The sequence below is a fragment of the Microcoleus sp. N9_A2 genome, from assembly GCF_036701775.1.
Taxonomy (GTDB): Bacteria; Cyanobacteriota; Cyanobacteriia; order Cyanobacteriales; family Microcoleaceae; genus Microcoleus.
In genome coordinates, this window is record NZ_JAUBRH010000016.1 from 44,929 (window position 1) to 70,261 (window position 25,333).

Below are 25,333 nucleotides of genomic sequence, written 5' to 3' on the forward strand. Positions count from 1 at the left end.
TCTCCATTCTCTCCCTCTGTGTCCTCTGTGTTCTCTGCGGTTTAATAATTCCGGTACAGCCGGATTTGATATTACCAATTATCAATGCCCAATGCCCCATGCCCCATGACTAATCACTGCTGAAATATGCTTCGCAGAAAATCTCTGCATAAGCTTGAGTCATTTCCTCAAAAGTATTGAGTGAATCCAAGACATATTTAGCATTTCCCGCTAACTGCTGCCGCAATGATTTATCCTCCAATAAACTCATCAAAGCTGCAACTAATTCGTCCGGGCGATCGGGTGTATAAAACAAACCGTTAATTCCCGGTCTGACTTGTTCCTTAATCCCAAAAACCGGCGATGTAATAATTGGTAAATCGCAGGCCATCGCCTCCAAAATCACTCTCGGAAAACTTTCTATCCTAGAAGTGCAAACAAAAATATCCGCCGCTTTATAATATTTTCCCGCTTCCCCAGTTTCTGGAACTACTGTCACCCTTTGCCGCAACTCTTCCGGCAATTCGCCCACCATATCAGCTAATTTACTGCTGTAAATACTCGGTCGATCGCCCACAATGAAACACCTGATTTTATTGTGCCATTTTTCAGGTAAAAGCGAAAGTGCTTTAACTAAATCCTGCTGGCCTTTGCGTTCGCACACTGTCCCCAGCAACAAAATTACCACATCTTCGGCTGCAACACCTAAACTTTTTCTAGCAAATTCTGAATTATCCAAATTTTCCAGTTTGCTCAAATCTAAGCCGTTATGAATCACTGTAAAATTGTAGTGGCTGTTGAGAGGTAAATATCTGTCCCGCGTCGCATCCGCCACAAAAATTACCTTGTAAGGAAAGCGAAAACATTCCAAAGCTCTCGCCGCAATCTCCGAACCAAACCTATTAAAATAAGTTTGCCACGGTTCGCTTTCGTGCACGTTCCACACCGTCGGAATTCCGATTTCTTGGGCCGCATCAACTACAAAGAAGTTTTCTAAAGTATTGGCATAAACTGCATCTACTTTTAAACTTTCAATTTCCTTGCTAAAACTGCGGATAGCTTCATCGTAAGCATCGCGCTGATAGATGTGTTCGAGGGGATTGTCGCGCACAATGACTTCAATTCCCTGTTGTTCGTAAGCTTGACGCAGGGGCCCGTCTGTGGTGCAAAGTACGATCGGCAAAATCGCACCCTCAGCCGCCAATTTCACCGCAATTTCGTACTGATGCAGCGGCGCGCCCGTAAAATCCAGCGAATTGCTGCACATCAAAACTTTGATAGGATGAATCAGATTCTCTGCTTCTCCTACCAACAAACCAGCATCAGCAAATTGTAACTCTCCCTTGTCCCTTCCATCAGTGACATCCGTTAAATCCGTTAAATCCGCTACAAAATCCGCTGCCAATCCGCCATCCGTTACATCCGTTACATCCGTTACATAATCCGTTGCCGAACCTTCTTCCTTCATAAAAACCCGTCGGGGTTGAATATGAAAATACTCATCTTCCAAAGACAAATGAGGACTGTAAAAACCATCATTTTTCCTCGCATACTTGCGCCTAAAAGCTGCAACTTCTTGAGGATTGTCAGTAAAACCTCTAGAAGTTCCCTCCTTGTGCAACAACTCCGCATCGGGACAGTAAACGCACCGATAACCGAGTTCTAACAATCGGTATCCATAATCTGCATCATTGTAAGCAACAGCAAAATTCTCCTCATCAAAGCCTCCCAATTCTAAGAACAATTGACGCGGAGTAATCGTGCAAGCGGCTGTTACCGCCGAGTAATTTCGCGTTACCATCGCTTGAGAAAGATAACCTCGATTGTCGCTGTTCATCAGCTTAAAAGCGTGACCCGCTAAACCGTGATGGAGGCCGTGAATTATGCCCGCGTGTTGAATTCTGCCGTCGGGATATAACAGCCTCGCACCGACTGCACCCACAGCAGGAATTTGAGCGTATCCGACCATTTGACTCAGCCATCGCGGGGTAATTACTTCAGTATCGTTGTTCAAAAACAACACGTATTCGCTGTCAACTTGTTCGACAGCGCGGTTGTTAATTGCCGCAAAACTAAACTTTCCTCCAGGATTTTTGATTCGTAAAACTTGACAAGTTAACTGATTTAAATATTCCAGGGTTTTTGGATCGTCGCTTTCGTTGTCAATGACAGCAATTTGATAATTTTTGTATGTTGTAATTTCGAGAGAATCGATACAGGCTTTCAGCAGTTTAACTTGATTTTTAGTAGGAATAATCAAAGTTACTGACGGGCCATCATCAGGGAAATCTTGGGCAAATATGCCCAAATTTTCTTTGATTGCCCAGGCGTGCTGAGCGACAGTTCCCTTAATTTTTCTGCGGTTTAGTGCGTCTTGAATGGCTTGTTGACCTGCGGAAAAACTGGATGGTTTCGCGGCGCCAGATACGGCTGTAGAACCTGGTGCGGTTCGCCAGTGATAAAGCACTAAAGGCAGGTGGGCGACGCGGCGAGAAATTTCGGTTGCTCTTAAGGCAAAATCGTAATCTTGCGAGCCTTCAAAACCGAGCCGCAAGCCGCCTATTTGTTCAAAGATTTCTTTTTTGACGGCGCACAAATGACCGAGATACATATAGGAAAGCAGCAGTTCCGGCGACCATTCTGGTTTGAATTGCGGGGCGAATCTGCGACCTTTGGTGTCGATTTTGTCGTCGTCTGAGTAGAGAAAGTCGGTGGTTGGATGCGCGGCAAAATGTAAGGCGACTTCGCCTAATGCGTCGGGAGTTAGTTCGTCGTCGTTGTCTAAAAACAGGATGATGTCGCCTGTGGCGAGGGCGGCGGCGCTGTTGGTGGCGGCGCTGATGTTGCCGTTTTCTGTGCGAAATGTGATGCGGATACGATCGTCCTTTGCGGCCCAATTTTTCAAAGTTTCAGCAACCCTAGCGTCGGTACTGCGATCGTCGGCGATGCAGAGTTCCCAGTTTTGATAAACTTGATTGATTACGCTGTCGATCGCACTTTCGAGAAAATCTATCTGCGGATTGTAAACTGGCATTACCACCGAGATTTTTGGCAGCGCTTCCCCACAGGATTTTAGCCGAGAAATCAGGTAATCGCGCGCGCGATCGTTCCACTGATTCACCTGCAGCCAAGCATCATACCTATCAATCGGTGAAGCAATCACAAAACCCGCAGGCGGCAGCAAATCTCCCGGCGCAGTAAACTGTTTTTGCTGCTTGTAAATCTTCCCAAACTGACGCATCACCTTCACAATTTCCCAAGGCATCGGCACAATTCTGCCGAGACGCTGTTTTCTCTCCCTCGCCCGCTGCCGAATTGCCTCTACAAAACTCGAAAACTCCTCAAATTTATCAGCACTTCGCTGCCAAATATCGTAGCGCCGCACAGTCAATATTTTCGGTGCTTGAAAATACAAAATTTCCCCGTTTTCTAACTCGGCTTGCAGAGAAACGTGCCATTCACCCGGAGGCAAATTGACAAGCGCCTCAAAGCCGCTTTCCGAACTGTTAACCCAGTCAGGAAACACTTCGCCGACATCTTTTCGGCGCAAACCGTAGGCGCATTCTACAGAAGTATCGCCGCACAAAAGACTTAATTTAGCAATTTTGCGATCGTGGTGGCAACACCAACCCGCAAACAAAACTTGACCCTGACGCTGTTCCCACACCACCGGTACATCTAACGACGCTTGAATCGTTGAAACTAACAGCGGATAAGCTGCCAAAAAATGCCATTTTCCTCCCTCGTCTTGCGCTTCCAACAACACCTCATGCCGTCCGGCGGGGGCTTGCAATTCAATTGTAAAACCCGATTTTTTTGCCGACTCAATATTAGAATACCAGCAAGCTATGTCGCTTTTTTCCCGACCGTAAACAGCGGCAAAACTCTTATTTTCAATTCGGGCGCGGACGGCTTTAATATTTTTTTTTGTGTTAAAAACCCAGCCCACAATTAACAGGTGGGAATCGCTAACTTGCCAAGTAGTTGGTTGGTCTAAAGAAAAAACAAATCTTGGGAACAAATCGCGGATTTTGTGCTTAAATTCCCACCATTTTTCTCTAAGTTTCCACCAGTCAGAAGACTTGATTGCAGAAAGTTCAGCCTGGATTTTGGCATTTTCCTGCCGCGATTGTTCCAAATATTGCTGAGTTTGACTCTGGACTGTTTCCAAGCTCAATAATTCAGCTAATTTTTGATCTAATTTAAATTCTTTTTCTTCAAACTTTACCTGAGTTTTTCCTAATTCTGCTTCTAATTCTAAGATTTTTGTTAAGGCTATTTTAAATTGCGATTCTTTGCCGGCAAGCTGTACCTGAGTTTCCCCTAATTCTGCTTCTAATTCGAGCAGTTTTGCTAAGGCTTCTTGAAATTGAGATTCTTTGCCGTCAAGCTGTACTTGAGTTTCTCCTAATTCTGTTTCTAATTTCAAGACTTTTGTTAAGGCTTCTTGAAATTGCGATTCTTGACCGTCAAGCTGTACCTGAGTGTCTCCTAATTCTGTTTCTAATTCGAGCAGTTTTGCTAGGGCTTTTTGAAATTGAGATTCTTTGCCATCAAGCTGTACTTGAGTTTCTCCTAACTTCGTTTCCAATTCCAACACTTTTGCTTGAGCTTGTTGAAATTGTTCTTGCCACTGTTTGACTTCTAAATTGCTGGTTTTTTGTTGTTTTTCCAGCAAGCGGATTTTGAGCCAATCTTCAAAAGGCCCGACAGGAGATACTGGAAAATGAATAATTTGGTCATTCGACAATTTAGATTTGCTGCTGAGATTGCCGGCTTTGGTTTCTAAAACTTGATATAGTTCTAATGCTTCGGGAAAATATTGTTCTATTAAACTCGGTCTATGACTTTTAACAATATCGTTGACTAATAAAGATTCTTCAAAGTTGTCGGCTGCGATCGCACTTAAGTTAACGTTAAATTTTTCGTTGACTCGATCGATAAAAAATTCGGGAGTGTTGCCGATCGGGTAAACGTTGGCCAGCAGACAGCGATCGGGAAAACTTTCAAACAATTCTAATACTTGTTGGTTGTAGTGCAGCCACATTTTTACTGCCATTTCGGGATGCTGCAGCAAGCTGACATCGGTTCCCCGGCGGTACAGCGAATCGACTACTTCCCAGGGCGATCGATAAACGCAGATAAAATTAGCTTCGGGGAGCAATTTTAACCAAAAATCCCAAAACAAGGCGGTTCGCGGGTCTTTCCAGCCCCAATGCTTCTGAGTTTGTTGATTTTGGTTGATCGCCCGTTTCGCAATTTCCACGTATTCCGCTGCTACCGGAATCGTTTTTTCCAACGTACAGCCGAGTTCATCTATGCCGTGCGATCGTAAAACACTCTTGTGAAACTCCACAAAATCAACATTCTCGAAATGACCTTTCACATTTCCGTCGGCCGGGCCCACCAACTTTTTGCCAATATCAACCCCGACTTTCTGAAACAAAGAAGCCGTTAAAGACGTACCGGAACGGTGCATTCCAGTAACAATAAAAACCGACGGTTTGCTGTCATTTGTACTCACAATTTCTCTCCCTTGCCCTAATTCCCACACCCAAATTACTTGCTATCGCTACTCTCCCGCTAAGCCCAGGGATCGCCTGACTTGAAACCACGCGCTTCTGATCTTCCAGAACTTGCTGCTTTCCATTGCTAAAACTCGACACTTCGCTTGCTCTAGTTCTTGATTGAGATTAATTAGCTGATTTTCTGTTTTCTCCAACTGCATTTGCACCGATAATAAGTGATTTTGAGTTTTCTCCAACTGCGTTTGAGCTAAAACTAATTCAGTTTGAGTTTCTTCCAACTTCGTTTGAGTAATCATTAACTTACTTTGGCTTTGCTCCCATTCTATCTTAGCCGAAGCTAACTGAGTTTCGAGTAATTTTAGTTTTGTCTGAGTAGACCCCAATAAAGACTGCGATTGCCTTTGGTTAACCAGCGATTTAACCGTGCAAGTTTCCAGAATCCATTCCAAACCATAGTTATTGATTGCTTTGACTATTAACACATCCTCCAACGCCACGGTATTTTTTAGTAAATAACACCTCCAACCCGACTGCAAAGCCCCATCAGTTTCAAAATATCCAGCCACATCCGGGCGATCGTAAAAAGGCTCGCACCTCTGTACAACCTCGCCGTTTACCAGCACTTGCAGCTCCTCAACTCGACCGTCTAAATTCACATCAGCTACCCATCCTTCTAGATACAAATTCTCCTTATTCGTAAAAGCAGCAACATCAATATATCCTTCCGGGTGATGATGGAATTTCAACTCCGAAAAATCTCTAACTAACTCATTTGTTACAACATACAAATCCTGAAACCTGCATATGCCTTTTTTGATGCGGTGAACAAAAGCTTTGCCTCCGCTAACTCGCGCGACACATTCTCTCACAAACTTTTCAGTTACATAAGTTGTGCCGTATTCCTCCTTATCTAAAGACTGGCTTTCGCTTTGAGGACTAAACAAAATACCATTAGCTGGCATTTCTATATTGGCTAGGCGCAAACACTCATCGTGAACGCTGAACATCAAAATGCCGTTAGGAGTCAACAAATCGTACAAATTTTGCAACCAACTTGTAAAAGTTCTTTCCGGCATATGGCTGAAAAAAGAATTAGCCAGAATGCAGTCAAACTTGCGGTCAATTAAATATTTTTCTGGTTTTCCAGTTGAGACAATACCGTTGACGCCCAAGTATTCAGTTTGAAACTTAACCGCGTTAGCATAAATATCAGAAACCCAAATTTGTTCGGGCGGTATTTCCTGAATCAAAAACCTGGTAAATCGACCGTAACCGCAGGCAAAATCCAGAAAAGAGGGTACCTTTTCAAAACTGCCAAAATGCCAGTCCACAACTTGTTTAACCGTATCCAAGATGCGACGCCCGATCGAATAATAGCGCACCAAAGCTCGATCGCGATCGTCTTTGACGTTGTTCAAGCTGAACAAATACATTTCATCGTCTTCGCAGATATTCAGTTTAAAATTTTCGGGGAACTTAGCTTGATCTTGAATAAATGCTTTGATTACGGGATTTTCGACTAAATCTAAATTGATATCGCTCATTGTTTTTACAGAATTTTAGATAACCTCTGTTGACTGCTCTTTCACTAGAGAATCAGCATTAACAACAGTTAAACACGGTTCGATCAGCAAGTCAACGATGCCGTTACCGCAGGACTCAGTACAAGACTGAACTCTAAACATCGCCACATCAACGCAGCGATCCAGATAAGTTAAATCTCCATCTACCGTTCCCACAACCCCAGCATTCAGAAAATAAACACCCGGATTCAGCAAACATTTAAAATGAAACTTCACTACAATTGTCGTTCCCGCTTCCACATACCTAACTGACTGAGTAGAAGCCTTCAAAGAAGCACCCGCCAACTCAAAACCGCTAATTGTTTTAATCAACATTCCAAACCTAACTTTGGAAGTTGACCGGGAGAAAGTGACAGAGTAAGTATAAATATAATCTTGACGGCCGAGCAAGTGATTTACCACATTTCCCTTCAGCGTCTCGATGTGGGGGTTGATAATTTCTGCTCCGCGAGACGGATACCTTACCGTATTCGACGGTATCATCCCCGGATCGTAAAATTCATCGTAATATTCCTGGGGTTTGGAGAGATGTTGCTCCGGTTTAACTTCCCTCTTTGTGCTTTCTAAATTAGCATCCTGAATGTGGTCTTGACTTTCCTGTTTTGTCAGTTGGTTCAGAGCTCGAATATCTGACTTCAACCCCAAAACCTGATCCGGATCGGCATAAATCAGCTTTTGATACTTAGAAATTACCACTTTCGGCGTGTGAGCGAGCAGCAATTCACCGCTATCCATTAAAATCGCCGACGTACAAAGTTGCACCACAGAAGTAGCAGCGTGAGAAACAAATAAAATTGTTCCGCCACCTTCCTGAATGCTTTGCAAGCGGGCAAAACACTTGCGTTGAAAAGCTTCGTCGCCCACCGAAAGCGCCTCGTCAACCACCAAAATATCTGGCTCAACGCTAGTCGCAACGGCAAAAGCTAGCCTGACAAACATACCGCTAGAGTAAGTTTTGACTGGCTGTTCGATGAAATCGCCAATATCAGCAAAAGCAGCTATATCGTCAAATTTTTCTTCAGTTTCTTTTTGATTGAATCCCAGTAACTGAGCGTTAAAAAACACATTTTGTCGCCCGGTAAATTCCGGGTTAAACCCGCTTCCGAGTTCCAACAAAGCGGAGACTCGCCCTTTAACATCCACGCTTCCTGCGGTAGGCGTTAGCGTCCCTACAATTATTTGCAGGAGAGTGCTTTTCCCCGAACCGTTGCGACCGACGATTCCCAGAGTTTGTCCTTGAGGAATTTCCAGATTGATGTCGTGTAGGGCCCAAAATTCGTCAGCAAGTTTTTTGCCGGGGTAAATAATTTCCTTTAAGCGGTCTCCTGGACGATCGTACCGCTTAAAGCATTTGGAAACATTTTTTAGTGAAATTACATTTTCTGTCATTGGCGGCAGTCAATCGATTTTAGATTTTAGATTTTAGATTTTAGATTGACTTGAAATCTCAAACATATTTACAGCACAATCGATTTTAGATTTTAGATTTTAGATTTTAGATGGACTTTCGCTCTCAAATAAATTTACAGCACGTCAGCAAAAGCGGGACGCAAACGCCGGTAAACCGCCAAACCTCCACAAAATATAGCAGCAGAAATTAGCGTGGCGACACCCCATTCGCCCCAATGCTTAACTTCTCCAAGCAGTATGAGATCTCGATAAACCTCCGAGATGGCGGCCATTGGATTTAGCCAAAATATCCACGCTCGCCACTCTTGGGGGATGATTGATGCTGGGTAGACGATCGGCGTCAAATAAAACCAAAAATTTAGAATAACACCTAATGTCTGAGGAATGTCTCGCAAAAATACAGTCAAGCCCGCTGTCAAATATCCCAAACCAGCAGTTATCAGCAACTGAGGTATCCACACCAGCGGCAGCAAGCATAAAGTAGCGTTGAGCTTTTGTGACGACACTGCTACTATCACAATCAAAGCTGCTAAACCCAGAGAACTTTCAATAAAAGCTGTAAAAATCGGCACTAGGGGCAGCAAACCGAGAGGAAATACCACTTTTTTTACTAAATTCGGCTGCCCCACCACCGATACTCCCGACTTGATCAAACCGCTGGTGAAGGCAGTCCAAGGCAGCAAACCTGCAAACAACCAGACTCCAAATGTAATGTCGCTGTTTTCTGGGAAGCCTGCAAGGCTGAGCTTTACCTTGAGGACGATCGAAAATACATAAGTGTAAATCACCAATTGCGATAGCTGATTCAGCAGCGGCCACAAATTGCCCAGAATCGAGCCTTTGTATTGAGCTTCCAAGTCCCGGCGCACCAATGTTGCCAGCAGATTCAGCTTCGCCCACCGCCGGGGCGTATTTCTGGGCAGCCTGCCGCCCAGCTTTCGGGCCTTTTGGGCAACTCCTTTCACAGTTCTCTGCAATTTTTTCGCCCTCGTTCACTAGCTTCACACCTAAATCAACTCAAGCTACAATTGTGCAGCTTTTGCTAAACCGCAATTATTCCACAGCCCCGTCGTTTTGATCAAGCATCTGCCACCTTGGCTTGGGCTTCTTCCTTCTTTCTTCTTTCCCCTTCCTTCGGAGGTTATTTTAGCCGATCGCCGATCGCACTGCCGAACCGATCGCTAGTTTTTGCTCGTTGTCGTAGCCCCACCGCTGGAAAAATTTTTCATACTCGCCGTTGGCACTCTGCAAACTTTTTAGCATTTGCGACGCTATAGTTTGACAGGCTGGCATTTGCAGCATTTGAATTAAATTGCGCGATCGCTCCTGCACTCTAGCAGAATCGGCCGCCATTTCCTCCTTTTGCTGGCGCGAATGATGTACAACCATCGCCGCCGACATCGCCAAATTTTTCACCAGCAGTTCTGCTACGATCTCAGGAGCCGATCGCAGCGCCTCGACTACTCCGGGTGATGGCTGATCTGCCTCCTGTCGATCGTCCGTTAGATAGGTGACAAAAAACCCCCTAGCACCGTTCTGTGTTTTCACCAGAGATGTAACAGCTTGCCGGATGTCGGCTTGTAAAAGTCGATCGGCCTCAATAAACGACAGTAAAGATTGAGTCAGCTCGATCGCCCCCTCAAAAGTTATGCTTTCCGATGCTAATAAAGAAGATGGAATACTCATAACGAACTCAATAATTGTCAAGATTCTGCCAATAATTGTAAACAATTCCCGCTGCCCGATCGCAGATAAATATGGCTATTATCTCCTCCAAACAACAGCCCTCCGACCAAAATCTACCCGAAGACATAGCCCCGACCCGTCGCAAAAAAGTGGCCAAACCCGAGGCGGAATCTTTGCTAGAATCGCAAGAACTACCCGACGAAATCAACAGCAAACAAGACGACAAAATCCGACCACAGCGGTTAGCTGAATACATCGGGCAAAAAGACTTGAGAGAAGTTTTGGCGATCGCAATTGCCGCAGCCAAATCGCGGGGCGAACCGATGGATCACCTGTTACTGTACGGGCCGCCTGGGTTGGGAAAAACCACAATGTCGCTAATTCTAGCAGCAGAAATGGAAGTTGAATGCAAAATCACCACAGCCCCAGCTTTAGAAAAACCGCGAGATATTGTTGGATTGCTGATCAACCTCAAAGCAGGCGACGTGCTGTTTATCGACGAAATTCACCGTTTATCTAAAGTTACAGAAGAAATCCTCTATCCGGCGATGGAAGACTGTCGGTTAGATATTACGATCGGTCAAGGCAAAAGCGCCAAAATCCGCAGCATTCCCCTGAAACCCTTTACCTTAGTAGGAGCAACCACAAAAGTCGGGTCGCTGACAGCTCCATTGCGCGATCGCTTCGGCTTGATCCAAAGATTGCGCTACTACGAAATAGACGAACTTAGTCTAATTGTCCAAAGAACCGCCCAAGTTCTCGACACTCAAATCACCCCAGAAGGAGCCACAGAAATTGCCCGCCGAGCTCGCGGAACGCCCCGCATCGCTAACCGTTTGCTGCGGCGAGTTAGAGACTACAGCGAAGTCAAAAATTTAAAGCCAATCAATGCCGAAGTCGCCTCAGTGGCCCTAGAACTGTTCAACGTCGATCCGCTAGGTTTGGATTGGACAGATAGGTGTCTTTTGACAGCAATGATCGAAAACTTTAACGGCGGCCCGGTGGGTTTAGAAACTCTTGCAGCTTCCACAGGAGAAGACACTCAAACAATTGAGGACGTGTACGAACCGTACTTAATGCAAATCGGATTTTTGCAGCGGACAAGTCGGGGCAGAATTGCCACAGCGGCTGCTTGGAAACACTTAGGTTTTGTCTCACCTAAATTATTGTAGGGTACGTTAGATGGAGTGTGCTTAAATAATCATCGAGGTTGGGTCATGTGTTAATTCAATGGGAATAGTGAGTCACAATCCATTCGGCATATCGGCGGACATAATCACAGGAGTCGTTGGAACAAGCTAAAGCTACTGCGAGAGTTGTCTGAAGGTCAAGGTGGAGAGCAAGTCGCAATTGATCTTTAAACTGTTGGGAAAAATGACCAGAATCCAGACGTTCGGTGATGCAAAAAACGAGGCGTTGGCTCTGCGATGCAGTCAAGGTACAGTGCTTGAGACGACGACACATCCTGGCACGCGCTCTGCCATGCCCAGCTACTCCCACTAATGTGTCAGCCTCCACAAACAGAATACACATTTCCACTGCCTCGGAGTCGTCAAGCAAAAGCCGATCCACAAACTCATGCAAGCCCTGCCGACTGTAGTTCATCCGGGCGTAGCTCGCTTCTTTGGCTATTTTAGTGGATTTTGATTCACTCTTTTTACGGAGGCGATCGCAAAATCTGGAAGTAGCCATAAACAATTAACTTGATATATGTCTATAATAATCAATCATCAACTATCCGCAGCCAGCCGTAACTCCCGCAACATCTTTTCTCGCTCGCGCGCAATTTTTATAGCAGTTTCCCAAGTAAAAGTAAAAGCTTGAAAAGATTCAGAATCAATCCGATCTTCATCCAAATCCACAATCACTTGATTAAAAATATCAAATAACTCTGCCTGCAACCGATCGATTTCTTCCAAAGCTTTCGCTTGGCGAATTTGTTGGATCAAACTTAAAATATCCAAATTAAATTTATCAGCTCGATTTTTTTGTTTCTGCAAAAAGCGCGATCGCAACTGCCAAAGCCAAGAAGCCAAAAGAGTGCCGATGGACAAAAACAAACCGATAGCATCAGAATTAGCAGCAACAAAATCCGGCTTTTCGCGATCGTAATAAGCCTGAGCCCCCTCATGAACGGGCAAAGACAAACTCCCGCTGCCTCCCGGCTGACTAATCATAGCTCCCAGGGAATTAGCAGCTACCAAGTTGCGGCGGTGCTCGAACAAAATTCGCGTAATTTCCTTGACGATGATCGGATCTAGATCCTCCCCAGCCAGCAGATTAGCCTGCACTCCAACGCTGGGTAAATCCGCATCGGGAACCGCAGGATCTGCCTTGTAAGTACCTTTAGGAATCATATCAGCTTCCAGATAAGGCACTTTAATTCTCATCGCAGCTCCTTGGTCAATCGGCACCAACTTGCTCGGGGTATTTTGCAACAAATCGCTAACAACATCGCTCCCCGGAGGTAGCACCCTAAAAATAGCATCAACCTCGCCACTAGCAAACAACTTAGTAGCATCATCCCAAGAGCCAGCAGTAAATTTAAAATCGCTTTCTTTCAAACCGTAATGTTTGCTAACCAACCAAAAAGAAGTGTAAGAACCGCTGCCTTCAGCCATTAGCGCAATATTTTTTTCCTGCAAATCAGCAACATTTTGAATGCCAGACTTTTCCGAAACAATTAAGTGAAAAACCTCGTTAAACAAAGCAGCCACTACCCTCGCCGAAGCCCCCCCCTGTGTATTGTTCTGCACGATCGCTAACTGCACCTCATTTGCCTGAAGCAGGCGCATATTTTCCTCAGCACCTTGACTCTCAATAACTCGAATTCGCAGACGCGGATTTTGTTGCGTAACTACCTCAGCAATTGCCTGCCCGAAAGGATAATAATTCCCGCTTTTCGTTCCAGTCGCCAGGGTTAATTCATGGACTCGCTGCTTGTCTTGGTGCAGATTCCACCCAAAAGCTCCAATCAAGACAACACTTAATAGAGCAATGGGAAACAGAAATTTATTTTGCATTAAGGTTGAGACTCCATCAATAATGGCAAAATCAAAAGTATTCTAGTTAAAAATGAAAATTGGACTCGGGAAATTCGACGCGCCCGATAGTGGAGGAGCCAATGCCCGATGCCCGATGCCCGATGCCCAATTCCCAATTCCCAATTCCCAATTCCCGATTCCCCATGTTAATATCCCTCAGAATAGAAAACTTTGCCCTAATTGACCGCCTGGATCTAGACTTTGGCCCGAGTTTGAACGTATTTACAGGGGAAACCGGCGCTGGTAAATCGATTATCCTAGATGCGATCGATGCAGTTTTGGGCGGGAAAGTCGATCGCCGATCAATTCGCACCGGAGCAGCGCGGGCAATATTGGAAGCTACCTTTGAATTGGACAAAGCCGCAGCTTTGTGGCTGGGCGAGCAAGAAATCGAACCCATAGACGGAAATTTAGCCGTTTGCAGCCGGGAAATTAACGCATCAAGCGGTGCTCTACGCACCAGATCCCGCTTGAACGGAATTCTCGTCAACCGCCAGTTAATGGATCAACTGCGCGATCGGCTCGTCGAAATTACCGCCCAAGGCCAAACCGTCCACCTCGGACAAGAAACCCTCCAGCGAGAATGGCTCGATTTATACGGCGGCAAAAAGCTCACTGAAGCTCGATCAACAATCACCACAGCCTGGATCGAAGCCAACAGCGCCAAAACAGCCCTCAAACGCAGGCGTCAGTCGGAACAGCAGCGACTGCAAAGACTTGATTTGTTAGAATACCAAGTCCGAGAACTCAGCGAAGCCAACATCGAAAACAGCGACGAACTCGCACACCTAGAACAAGAATCAATCCGCCTCGGCCACATCGTCGAATTGCAGCAGCAAAGTTACAAAGTTCACCAAGCCCTTTACCAAAACGATGGCGACAGCGCCTCAGCCGCCGACTTGTTGAGCAAAGCCGAGGAAATTTTAAGCGATATGGCAGTTTACGATGCCCAATTGCACCCAATCCTCGAAATGGTCAGCGATGCTTTAGCCCAAGCCACAGAAGCCAGCCGGCAAATTAGCAGCTACGGCGAACAATTAGAAGCAGATCCCGAAAGACTCGAAGAAGTAGAAGATCGGATTCGCGAACTCAAACAAATTTGTCGCAAATACGGGCCGCTCAAAGAAGCGATCGCCTACTACCAAAGCATCCAAAACGAACTAAATGAACTTTTAGAAGGAGGCGAGTCAATGGAAGCCTTAGAACTCGCATATCAGACCGCTTTAGAGCAATTAAAAGACGCTTGCAGCCACCTCACCACCCTGCGACGCGAAGCAGCCCTCAAACTAGAAACGCACCTCGTAGGAGAACTTAAGCCGTTAGCAATGGAAAAAGTGCAATTTCAAGTCGAGATATCGCCTTGTACCCCAACCGCGACCGGTGCCGACCAAATCGCATTTTGTTTCAGTCCCAATCCGGGCGAACCTTTGCAACCTTTGGGCGCGATCGCCTCCGGGGGAGAAATGAGCCGCTTTCTACTCGCCATCAAAGCCTGTTTTTCCCAAATAGAAAGTGCGGGTACGCTGATTTTTGACGAAATCGACGCCGGAGTCTCCGGGAGAGTCGCCGGGGCGATCGCCAAAAAACTCTACCAACTTTCCGACAAACACCAAGTTCTCTGCGTCACCCACCAGCCGCTGATCGCCGCGATGGCTGATTTTCATTTTCGTGTCAACAAACAGACGATCGAAGCAGAACCAAGTATCGAGGAACCCGCAGCCAACTCCGAACCAGTCGAACGTACAGTAGTCAGAGTTGCCGCTCTCAACAGTGAGCAGCGGCGGGAAGAACTGGCCCAACTCGCCAGTGGCCGCTCAGCAACAGAAGCCATCGCCTTCGCCGAATCCCTGCTTGTCGAAGCCGCCGGATTGCGCCAAACTCAGTCTGCCAAACCCTAAGCAGACCCTCAAGCCGATCGGGGGGTTAAAAGGCGGAGTTTTTTCAGAGTCGGAGGTTACACTAAAAATATCAACCGCAAATTTTACAAAAAAAAGCTGAAAACCCCGTGAATTTAGTGGGATGAAAGCTAAGAGCAGCAAAATAAAGAGAAATTCTAGTTAAAAACCACAATTGTGTAGAGAAGGGCACACATCACTAGCAACTGGTAGTGTCACAATTGCCGCTAGTCCCACAACGCCACCCCTCTTTCAGCAGTCTTCCCGCCAGTACGCATTCATGTTCCTGCGGGCTATCGGTTCAAAGATCGGCAGAACTTACTTAAACCAGGCACGCACAATGTCAAAATCAGTTAATAAACCATTTAAACAGGATTCGCATTCTTTCAAAAGAGTGCAGCAATGCCACAGCAGCCTTACCGTCGCACCAGCAGTTCACCAGCAATCCCAACTGAATTGGCCTTTCCCTGTGGCCGGAGTTCTGTAAACTGGGAAATACTTTCACACATAATTGAGTTTTCTGCGACAGGTGACTCATTAATGAACTTGCCCGCTCTCCTAGCTTAGAGACTAACCCTTACGCTTAAGATTCTGTAAAGGTCTATGAAATCTGCATCTCCCACCAATTACTCTTCTCTGGACAACGTGATAGAAGTCGCTGTTGTCGGCGGTGAAAATCATCATCAGGAACATTATTCTCCCCCTCCCTCTCCCCCTAGCAGCAGTGCAATTATCCCGCGCCAAGGAAACCTCTCCGGCATTCTCGACCTTCTAAATAAGCAAAGTTTCACAGTAGTAGTTAAGGAAGTAGAAGACAAACTTAAGGTTGTCAATCAAACCCTGGGAATGCTCGACAATATCCTGGAGAGCGAGGGATTTGATGCCATCCTCAACGAGATGTTGCAGTCGATTACCCTCAAAACAGGGGAATTGCTGAGTGCCGATCGCAGCACGATATATTTATTAGATGACGAAAAAAACGAACTCTGGGCGATCGTCGCTAAAGACGAAAATGGTAAAAACCTAGAAATCCGAGTTCCCGCCCATGTAGGTATTGCCGGAGAAGTAGCCACAGACAGAAAAGTGGTTAACATCCCTTACGATTTTTATAACGACGAACGATCGGCAAACGCCCAAAAAATGGATGAAAGAACGGGCTACCGCACTTATACAATGCTGGCAATGCCCCTGATAAATGAAGAAACAAACGAGTTAGTAGCAGTCGTTCAACTGATTAATAAACTCAAACCGAACCACGAAAATTACCATAATTTTGACGAACAAATCGACAGGACAGGATTTACTGAAGAAGACGAACAAGTTTTTAAAGAATTTGCTCCCTCAATTCGCCTAATCCTAGAATCTTCTAAATCTTTCTACGCAGCCACTCAGAGACAGCGGGCCGCCACGGCGCTGATGAAAGCCGTAAACGCCCTTTCTAAGAGCAGTCTAGACTTAGAAGATACCCTAAAAAGGGTGATGGATCAGGCTCAAAAACTCATGAATGCCGATCGCAGCACCCTCTGGCTGATCGACGAAGACAAAGACGAACTGTGGACAAAAATCCCGATCGGCGGCAACCTGAAAGAAATTCGCATACCCAGAACCGCCGGTTTTGCAGGCCAAGTCGCCCAATCCAGCCAACCCCTGCTGATTCCCTTTGACGTGTACGACGACCCCCGCGCCGGCACCTCCAAAGAAGTCGATCAAAAGTCCGGCTACCGCACTTGCAGTATGCTGTGTATGCCAGTGTTTAACTCCGACCAAAAATTGATTGGAGTTACGCAGTTAGTCAACAAAAAACGACAAGGAGAATTCCCTCCCTACAACCCGACAGATTGGCCGCACGCCCCCGAACAGTGGAAAGCGAGTTTCAATCGCAACGACATGGAATTTATGGAGGCGTTTAACATCCAAGCCGGAGTGGCGCTGCAAAACGCCAAACTTTTTGCCGAAGTCAAACAGCAAGAACAAAGACAAAAAGATATGCTAAACGCCCTGACTAACGGCGTGATTTCTACAGATAAAAAAGGCAATATAGTAGCGACAAATCCCAGTGCCCAAAAATTACTGGGTGTCAGCGATGCCGAATTAGCCGAAGGTCAATCTTTGCGCGAGTTAATTAAGTTAGAAAAAGGCGATTTTGCCAAATGGTTTGATGCGTCTTTGTCTCCAGAAGACGATCATGACCGCCAGCAGTATTACCCAGATCAAGTTTTGCTTACCTTGGAAGGACAAGGACAGAGTATCAATCTCTCCATTAATTCAATGACTGACGCTACCGACGCCAACAAGGTCAACGGCGCGTTAGTCGTCATGGAAGATATTAGCAGCGCCAAGCAAATCAAAAATTTGATGTACCGTTACATGACTCCAGAAGTAGCCGAAGCTTTGTTAGCTTCAGGAGATACTGGATTGGGCGGCAAGCGCAAAAAAGTTTCGGTGCTGTTCTCCGACATTCGCAGCTATACCACACTTACGGAGAAATTGCAAGCCGAAGAAGTGGTAGTGATGCTCAACAAATATTTTGAAGTGATGGTAGATGTCGTATTCGAGTACGGAGGGACTCTCGACAAATACATCGGCGACGCTCTGATGGCAGTTTTTGGCTCTCCAGCGCCCCTAGAGGATCATGCTTGGTGCGCGATGCAAACCGCAGTGAAAATGCGGGCCAAACTGGCAGAGTTCAATCAAGATCGCGTGGCAAATGGCGAACTGCCGATCGGCATTGGTATGGGCGTGCATTCCGATGAAGTTGTCAGCGGCAACATCGGTAGTAGCAAACGCATGGAATTGACTTCTATAGGAGACGGCGTAAACCTCGCCTCTCGCTTAGAAGGCGCCAGCAAACAGTACGGCACCGACTTGATTATCAGTGACAATACTTACAGAGATTATGCCGATCGGCTCTACGTGCGAGAACTCGACTTTATTACTGTCAAAGGCAAAAGCGAACCCGTAATCGTTTACGAACTCGTCGGCATCCGCGAGGGATACTCGCCAGTGGGCAAGTCACTAACCGAAACACAGCAACAAATTATAGAACATTACACCAAGGGGCGCGAACATTACAAAACTCCAGTTAGCCAAAGACTCTCAGAAAGTGAGGTGAAAAACATCTTAAATGAGGTCGCCTCCATGCCAGAGGCAGAGATTAAGAAACTGCCCCCCAACAATTTTGTAGAGCAACAGTTGGAACACGAACTCAAGAAGCTGTTACACCAACTGAAAAAGCTATCAGAGTACGACCCGAAAAACCTGTGCGAAGCAGACAAACTCATCGTGCTGTTGCAGCCAGAAATCCAACTGCTGAAATTGGAAGGCATCAAAAACCTCTCGGAAGACGAAGCCAAAATGCTGCTGCAAGCAAAAATCAAGCCCCTCTCGGAAGACGATATTAAATACTTGCAAGAAGGCGAAGTTAAAAAGCTCTTGGAAGCAGACATCTTAGAACCATCAAATCCCCAAATCAAGAGGCTGAAACCCGCAGAGATCAGGCAGCTATTGCAGGCGAAAATTAAAAGTCGGGCCTGCGAGACAGTTGCAGAAATGTTAGATGAGGAATTTGAAAACCTGGGACTCGATCGGGTGAAAAAGCTACTGAGCGAGTTTAAGAAAGCTTTAGAACCAAAAGCCAAGCAAGCCTTTAAAGACGCTGAACGCGAATTTGACGCGGTTCTGAAAATTGACCAGAAAAACAAGGCAGCTAAATTGCACGTCGATCGCTGTATGTTATTTCAGCATGCGTTTTCAGACGTACTCAACTGGGATGGTGTGTGGAATCTCACAGAAAAATAGCAGTAGCCCACAGCAAATGCTGGCGGTGGCGTCAGGGTTCCGGGGGGGCGATCGCGATCGGGGGTGCGCCTCCCATCCCACCACCAATTAACCTTAATATCCTATTGAGATAATTGTAAATAAGCTCCAACAGGTATTATGGTTATCAGGAAGATGGGTTTAAAACCCTGTCCTTTTAGGACGGCTTTGTATTAAAATGCTGAATACTCAAAGGATCTTTAGGCTCAAGACACGTTGAAACAGCTACGATGAGAGCAAACTTAAAGACAGCTAGAAGGGCAATGGTTGACTCTAACCCGGAAGGCAAGAGTAAAAGTCGCCATAGGGCATTGGGAGACTTTAAACGGACAGGGAGGGACTGTAAGACTACTTCGGTAGCAAGACCCGATGAACTGTCAAGAATCACCGCTGAAGAGAACTCGGTGAGTATGTCAAATAACCGGATTTGAATTTGCAAGCGAGATGCCGGGGGTTTAGCCCTACGTGTTTCCTTCGCACTACCTACCGCAACAAACTTAGCACTTCTATTATTTGAAGCGCTTAAAAATAGTTATGACTCGCGGCAGCGTTACCCGGTTTCTGAGAAAAATCTTGGAGAAAGGCGACGAAACATCCGCTCAAAAACCGGGTTTCTCACCCCGCCCGCGTAAGTCTTAATAGCGTTAGCTGCTCCTAAAAAGAGCTTCCTTCGCAGATAATCAATGTTCTAGTCTTAGATATAGAAAACCACTAGCGTCAGTTATGGATAATTGGAATTCGCAATCGGGAGATGTTGAGTGGGTAGATCAGGTTTACCAACTATTGCTGGAGATTGCTCGGAGCTCCCTGTCAGATATCCCCAGAATCCCGGAAAATATTACTGTTAAGGCTATTCCTCTGATCCAGAAGGTACAAAGCATTCAGCAAAGGCCTGACGGGCAAGTGTTCAAATCCGGTTCCTTTTCAGTAAACGATCGCGAATGGGTCGATCGAGTCTGCCAACTATTGGTAGAACTAACCAGCGCGTCTTTGTCCGAACAGCCCAAAATGCCGGAAAACCTTGCAGGCAGATCTTTAGCCCTAGCTGATCGAGCACAAAAAATTAAAGAAGATATTGAAGAAAATGCAACCCAAACCCCAGCCGATGAAGATGACAATTCTTTACAGTCTCCAGACGCGCTGCTTTCCCTCTTGCACCACAGTTTGAAAACTCAGCGCGCCAAAAGCTATAACCCCGATGCCCCCGAATGGCAGCAAGTCTTGAGCCTGCTCGACGTAGTGCAGTCAATTTACAAGCAAATTCAAAGTTAAATTCAAGCTTAAATCAGGCGCATCTTTATTGTGCGAGATCGCTGGCTTTTAAAGGCGGTTGCTCTTTGACAGAAAGTTTTTTGCCATAGCCCGAACATTTCCGATTATTGCATTTTTGTCAACTAAACTAGGTTTAATTGGTTCTAGGGCAAGAGAACATGAGCGGACAAAACATCGGCGATTTGTCAGGAGAAATATTAGCCGATCGCTATCAGTGCGATCGGCGGCTCGGCAAGCAAGCAGGAAGGCAAACATTACTCGCCCGCGACTTAAAAACCCAACAGCAAGTAGTAGTCAAACTCCTCTCATTCAGCAGCGACTTTAACTGGGAAGACTTAAAACTGTTCCAGCGAGAAGTCGAAACCTTAAAATCCCTATCCCATCCCGCAATTCCCCGATATCTAGACTCCTTTGAAATCGACACCCCCAACCGCAAAGGATTCGCCCTAGTTCAGACTTACATCGAAGCCAAATCCCTACAAGAATATCTCTCAGATGGGCGCACATTCAGCGAAAGCGAAGTCAAACAATTAGCCACAGCATTACTAGACATCCTCGCATACCTACACCAGCGACAGCCCCCGGTGATTCACCGCGACATTAAACCCAGCAATATTTTACTCAAGAATCGATCGGGTAACAGCGTCGGCAAAGTTTACCTAGTCGATTTCGGTGCAGTTCAAACCCTAGCAACCCAACAAGGAAAAACAGTCACCGTTGTCGGAACTTATGGCTATATGCCACCAGAACAATTTGGCGGGAGGGCGGTTCCGGCTTCCGACTTGTACGGCTTGGGAGCAACATTAATCGCCTTAATTACCAAGCAGCATCCGGCCGACTTGCCGCAGAAAGATTTGCAGATAGAATTCGAGCAAATCACCGAACTGAGTTCCGATTTTACCAATTGGCTGAAGTGGATGACGCATCCCAGTTTAGAACGCCGTCCCGCCTCAGTTCAGATGGCAAAAGAAGTTCTAGAAAAACCGCAGCAAATCGATCGATACTCACTGCAATTAAAACAGGTAAAACCTCTGAGTAACGGCAGCTTGTTCGAGAATGCGATCGGGCGTAGCACTGCGGCAGGAACTATAGCTGTAGGAATTTGTACAGCAATTTACAGAGTCTTTCTGTATCGAGATGTGGAGACAATTATCGAAGGATTTTGTCTCGGTTTTAGTCTAGGTTTGGGGAATGGAATAATGATAGGAGTTGTGACGCGACTGTGGTTTTTACCCTTAACTAATCCCAAACTTTACCGACAGGTTTTAACTGCAATTAGTATTGTACTCTGTACTTCAACAAGCATCTTTTTCTTTTTCTTTAAGATTATAGCGAATATGAGCCTATATGAGGGTAAATATTATTTTTCTCCCTTAGCTATTCTATCTGTGCTGGGGCCGTCACTAATTACAGGATTGTCAATGGGGGCAATTACTGATTCTATTACCCGATGGTATCAAAAAGCAAGCAGACAGTAATCTCACATAGGTAATAAGATATCTCTCCCCGATATTCTGCTGCTTGGTAAAGTTAGGAATTAAAAAAAATGTTTAAGGTCACGCTAAAAATAAGGTAAAAAATATGACTGGTCAAATATTAGCAGAACGCTACGAAGTGCAGCGACAACTGGGAAAACAAACTGGTCGCCAAACGCTGCTAGCTCGTGACTTGCAAACTCAAGAATTAGTTGTCATCAAACAGCTATTCCTCGGTGGCGATTTTGAATGGCAAGACCTCAAACTATTTGAACGTGAAGCGGAAACTTTAAAAACGCTTTCTCACCCAGCAATTCCCCGCTACCTCGACTACTTGGAAATTGACGAGCCAGACAGTAAAGGATTTGCTCTAGTACAGACCTATGTAGAGGGAAAAACGTTGGAAGAGCATTTGCGCTCTGGGCGTACTTTTAGCGAGAGTGAGGTTAAAGAATTAGCTAAATCGCTGTTAGAAATTTTGATTTATTTGCACGAGCAAGGGCCACCTGTGATTCACCGGGACATTAAACCCAGCAATATTTTACTGCACGGCAGATCCGCCCACACTGTCGGACAAGTTTATTTAGTTGATTTCGGTTCGGTGCAGAACCAAGCTGCAAAATTTGGCGGTACAATTACTGTAGTCGGAACTTATGGATATATGGCGCCAGAACAATTTGGCGGGCGTTCAGTTCCAGCTTCGGATTTGTACGGTTTAGGTGCAACTTTAATTTATTTGGTAACGGGTTTGCATCCCACCGAACTGTCGCATCAGGATTTAAAAATTCAATTTGCCGATGGAGTTTCGCACCTCAATCCTAGTTTAATTGATTGGCTGGAGTGGATAACAGAACCGAGTTTGGAAAAACGGTTATCTTCGGCTGGAGAAGCATGGCTATCGCTCAAAAATCCTCGCACGAGCGACAAAATGCCTGTGGCATTGCAGCGGCAAGGCAGCGCTATTAAACTGACAAAAAATTCCGAGTTGGTAGAAATTATAATTCCGCCATCAGGAGTCGGTTTTGGTTTAACTGCTCTGCTTTCGGTTGTGATTGCTCTGAATATTCCATTGTTGGTAATTCTTTATGAAGAACCAGAAAATTTAGTATTTTTAATAATAGGAATTTTATTTGCTGCTGTAGGAGTAGCAAAGTTTCTCGATATGCTATTTGGGGAAAGGCGTCTTAGAATCGATAGGCAGCAAATTTCCTATGTCAACAATTTGCTCGGGTTGCAATGGCATTGTACCCCACCAACTCCCAGAGGTGATATTCGTCAGTTAGAAATTGAACAAATTGAATCTACTATTCCGTTCACGGGGCAGAAATTGAGGAGAGTTTCTTTGATAGTTCAAGCCGGAGACCAAAAATATCGACTAGGAGAGAAGCAGAAATTAAATCAAGCAGAAATCGAGTGGCTGGCAACAGAATTAAGTCAGTGGTTGGGATTGAAAATTAAAAGGACTTTGACATACCGTGAATTTATTAGATGGTATGTCTGAAAATATCTCCCTCGCCCAAACAAAGCATTCCCCTTTCAAGCTGTGGGATGCGTCCCGCCCCTCCGGTGTATTTTCCCAGCAGGCGGGACACCCCACAAGCATCATCCTCAAATTGTGCAACGCCGATCGCCCCCGCTTTCTCTCAATCTCATGCAGCATCGCTCCCGATCGCCCGTAAAATGCTATCAAAGGGATTTGGCAAGTAGCACTCATCCCAATCATCTGTTAACTTGGAGATATTGTTGTGGACTTATCGCTAATTCCGGCACAGCCGAAACCAGGACTGCTCAACGTCCTCATCGAAATTACCGCCGGTAGCAAAAACAAGTACGAATTTGATAAAGACTTACAAGCCTTTGCTCTCGATCGGGTGCTTTCTTCCTCAGTCCAATATCCGTGCGACTACGGCTTCATACCCAATACCTTAGCCGATGATGGCGACCCCCTCGACGGCATGGTGATGATGGATGAGCCCACATTTCCAGGGTGCGTGATTGCGGCTCGCCCGATCGGAATGCTGGAAATGATCGACGGAGGCGACAGGGACGAAAAACTTTTGTGCGTTCCCGACAAAGACCCCCGCTATGCTCACTATAAGTCCCTCAAAGACGTAGCACCCCACCGCTTGGACGAAATAGCCGAATTTTTTAGAACCTACAAAAATTTGGAGAAAAAAGTCACGGAAATTCTGGGTTGGCAAGATGTCGATCAAGTCATGCCCTTAGTGGAAAAGTGCATCGCAGCCGATCGCAAATAAGCCCCTAGCCCGCACTCCTCGACTACAACCCGACTAAAAACTCAGGAGGCCGAACTTAAGGCGATCGCTGCACGTCTAGGGATGCAGTCGAGGAACGGGTAGCTAGAATGTCAAATCAGTCGTGAATGCCGAGTCACCGGAACGGCATTCCTCAAAACCCCGCCCCCAATCTTGAAAAAAATACTACTCCTAGAGTAATATGAAGCGCAAATTCTACCCCAGGGGAATGCGTTCTACGTTTGAGAAAATTTTACCCTAAGACTCTTGTTCGGCGCTATCTTAATCTCAGAACACAGAACAAGCTCAACAGCCCACAGGGTACAACAAATAATCTCTCAAGCGTGACATCTCCTACAAGTATTAGGCACTCGAATGGTTTCCCGATCAAGCGCTTGATTATAGTACAGATTGCTAAAAACTAAAAAGTAAAAACTAAGATTTCAACTCCCAAATTCCTGCCCCAAAACTAAAAAAAATGCCTGATTCCGCACCCTCTCTACCCAATCCACAGCCTTCCGATCCCAAAGCCACAATGGAAAATAGTCCTTTGACCGAGTTTGTCGTTCAGTTTTGGGGTGTGCGGGGCAGCATCGCCACCCCCGGCACCAAAACCCTGCGCTACGGAGGCAACACCTCCTGTGTAGAAATGCGCTTGGGCAAAAAACGCCTAATCTTTGACGGTGGCACTGGCCTGCGAGTTCTGGGCCTAAACTTGCTGCGGCAAATGCCTGTCGAAGCCCATATGTTTTTTAGTCATACTCACTGGGATCACATTCAAGGGTTTCCGTTCTTTACTCCCGCCTTTATCCCAGGGAACTGCTTTCACATTTACGGTGCGATCGCCCCCAACGGCACTACCATCAAACACCGTCTTGCCGATCAAATGCACCACCCCAATTTTCCAGTCCCCATCCAGGTGATGCAATCTGACCTCAAATTCAACGATTTGACGCCTGGGGATATTCTCGAACTCGACGATGTGAAAATAGAAACGGCACTGCTCAACCATCCTAATACGGCGATCGGATATCGAGTCACCTGGGAGGGACACACGGCCGTCTACTGCACCGATACAGAACATTTTCCCGATCGCCTGGACGACAATGTGGTACACCTAGCTCGCAACGCCGACGTGCTGATTTACGACGCCAACTACACCAACGAAGAGTATTACAACTTCAAAACCCCCAAAGTCGGCTGGGGACACTCGACTTGGCAAGCAGGAGTAGAAGTAGCGAAAGCTGCTGGAGTCAAAAAAATCGTGATGTTTCACCACGATCCGGGTCACGACGACAATTTTCTTGATGGAGTCGAAGCAGAGGTGCAGGCAGCGTTTGCCAATGCCTGCTTAGCCCGCGAAGGCATGAGCATACCAGTGATTTAATCA

Annotated in this window: 16 protein-coding genes; 9 read left to right on the forward strand and 7 right to left on the reverse strand. The window is 45.9% G+C overall.

The annotated features are described in order from the left end of the window. Positions 1 to 109 precede the first annotated feature (109 nt). The 5 genes from QUA44_RS12645 to QUA44_RS12665 all read right to left on the reverse strand — a co-directional run bounded on the left by QUA44_RS12645 (position 110) and on the right by QUA44_RS12665 (position 10,186). Entirely contained in the window at positions 110 to 5,503 is a 5,394-nt protein-coding gene (locus tag QUA44_RS12645) for a glycosyltransferase (RefSeq protein ID WP_333251627.1), read from the reverse strand. Positions 5,504 to 5,551: 48 nt separating this feature from the next. Next, a complete protein-coding gene (locus QUA44_RS12650) occupies positions 5,552 to 7,051 on the reverse strand; it encodes a methyltransferase (RefSeq protein ID WP_333251626.1) in 1,500 nt (499 codons plus the stop codon). Positions 7,052 to 7,066: 15 nt separating this feature from the next. After that, entirely contained in the window at positions 7,067 to 8,479 is a 1,413-nt protein-coding gene (locus tag QUA44_RS12655; protein ID WP_333251625.1) for an ABC transporter ATP-binding protein, read from the reverse strand. A 134-nt stretch (positions 8,480 to 8,613) separates the two neighbouring features. Next, complete coding sequence (locus QUA44_RS12660) at positions 8,614 to 9,465, reverse strand: ABC transporter permease (protein WP_445243665.1); 852 nt, start codon at positions 9,463 to 9,465, stop codon at positions 8,614 to 8,616. 181 nt (positions 9,466 to 9,646) lie between these two features. Further along, a complete protein-coding gene (locus QUA44_RS12665) occupies positions 9,647 to 10,186 on the reverse strand; it encodes a hypothetical protein (RefSeq protein WP_333251624.1) in 540 nt (179 codons plus the stop codon). Between the two features lie 71 nt (positions 10,187 to 10,257). Here QUA44_RS12665 and ruvB point away from each other — a divergent pair, with 71 nt between their 5' ends. Beyond that, a complete protein-coding gene (ruvB, locus tag QUA44_RS12670) occupies positions 10,258 to 11,358 on the forward strand; it encodes a Holliday junction branch migration DNA helicase RuvB (RefSeq protein ID WP_333251623.1) in 1,101 nt (366 codons plus the stop codon). A gap of 55 nt (positions 11,359 to 11,413) precedes the next feature. On the opposite strand, the gene QUA44_RS12675 is transcribed toward ruvB, so the two are convergent. Both QUA44_RS12675 and QUA44_RS12680 read right to left on the reverse strand, forming a co-directional pair. After that, positions 11,414 to 11,878, reverse strand: a complete 465-nt coding sequence (locus tag QUA44_RS12675) for a hypothetical protein (protein WP_333251622.1) — start codon at positions 11,876 to 11,878, stop codon at positions 11,414 to 11,416. Between the two features lie 38 nt (positions 11,879 to 11,916). Further along, positions 11,917 to 13,209, reverse strand: coding sequence for a TAXI family TRAP transporter solute-binding subunit (locus tag QUA44_RS12680; RefSeq protein ID WP_333251621.1), 1,293 nt, complete (start codon positions 13,207 to 13,209; stop codon positions 11,917 to 11,919). 164 nt (positions 13,210 to 13,373) lie between these two features. Here QUA44_RS12680 and recN point away from each other — a divergent pair, with 164 nt between their 5' ends. From recN to QUA44_RS12720, 8 genes are all read left to right on the forward strand, one after another. Beyond that, positions 13,374 to 15,128, forward strand: a complete 1,755-nt coding sequence (recN, locus tag QUA44_RS12685; protein WP_333251673.1) for a DNA repair protein RecN — start codon at positions 13,374 to 13,376, stop codon at positions 15,126 to 15,128. Positions 15,129 to 15,728: 600 nt separating this feature from the next. After that, on the forward strand, positions 15,729 to 18,923 hold the full coding sequence (locus tag QUA44_RS12690) for a GAF domain-containing protein (RefSeq protein ID WP_333251619.1): 3,195 nt from the start codon (positions 15,729 to 15,731) through the stop codon (positions 18,921 to 18,923). Between the two features lie 741 nt (positions 18,924 to 19,664). After that, positions 19,665 to 20,213: an inorganic pyrophosphatase gene (locus tag QUA44_RS12695; RefSeq protein WP_333251618.1), complete on the forward strand. Its 549-nt coding sequence runs from the start codon at positions 19,665 to 19,667 to the stop codon at positions 20,211 to 20,213. A 158-nt stretch (positions 20,214 to 20,371) separates the two neighbouring features. Beyond that, entirely contained in the window at positions 20,372 to 21,691 is a 1,320-nt protein-coding gene (locus QUA44_RS12700) for a serine/threonine-protein kinase (protein ID WP_333251617.1), read from the forward strand. A gap of 103 nt (positions 21,692 to 21,794) precedes the next feature. Then, positions 21,795 to 23,189, forward strand: coding sequence for a serine/threonine-protein kinase (locus QUA44_RS12705; protein ID WP_333251616.1), 1,395 nt, complete (start codon positions 21,795 to 21,797; stop codon positions 23,187 to 23,189). Next, entirely contained in the window at positions 23,182 to 23,367 is a 186-nt protein-coding gene (locus QUA44_RS12710) for a hypothetical protein (protein ID WP_333251615.1), read from the forward strand. Before QUA44_RS12705 ends, QUA44_RS12710 begins: the two co-directional genes overlap by 8 nt. A gap of 66 nt (positions 23,368 to 23,433) precedes the next feature. Then, entirely contained in the window at positions 23,434 to 23,946 is a 513-nt protein-coding gene (locus QUA44_RS12715) for an inorganic diphosphatase (RefSeq protein ID WP_333251614.1), read from the forward strand. Positions 23,947 to 24,421: 475 nt separating this feature from the next. Next, complete coding sequence (locus tag QUA44_RS12720; RefSeq protein ID WP_333251613.1) at positions 24,422 to 25,330, forward strand: MBL fold metallo-hydrolase; 909 nt, start codon at positions 24,422 to 24,424, stop codon at positions 25,328 to 25,330. Positions 25,331 to 25,333 lie beyond the last annotated feature (3 nt).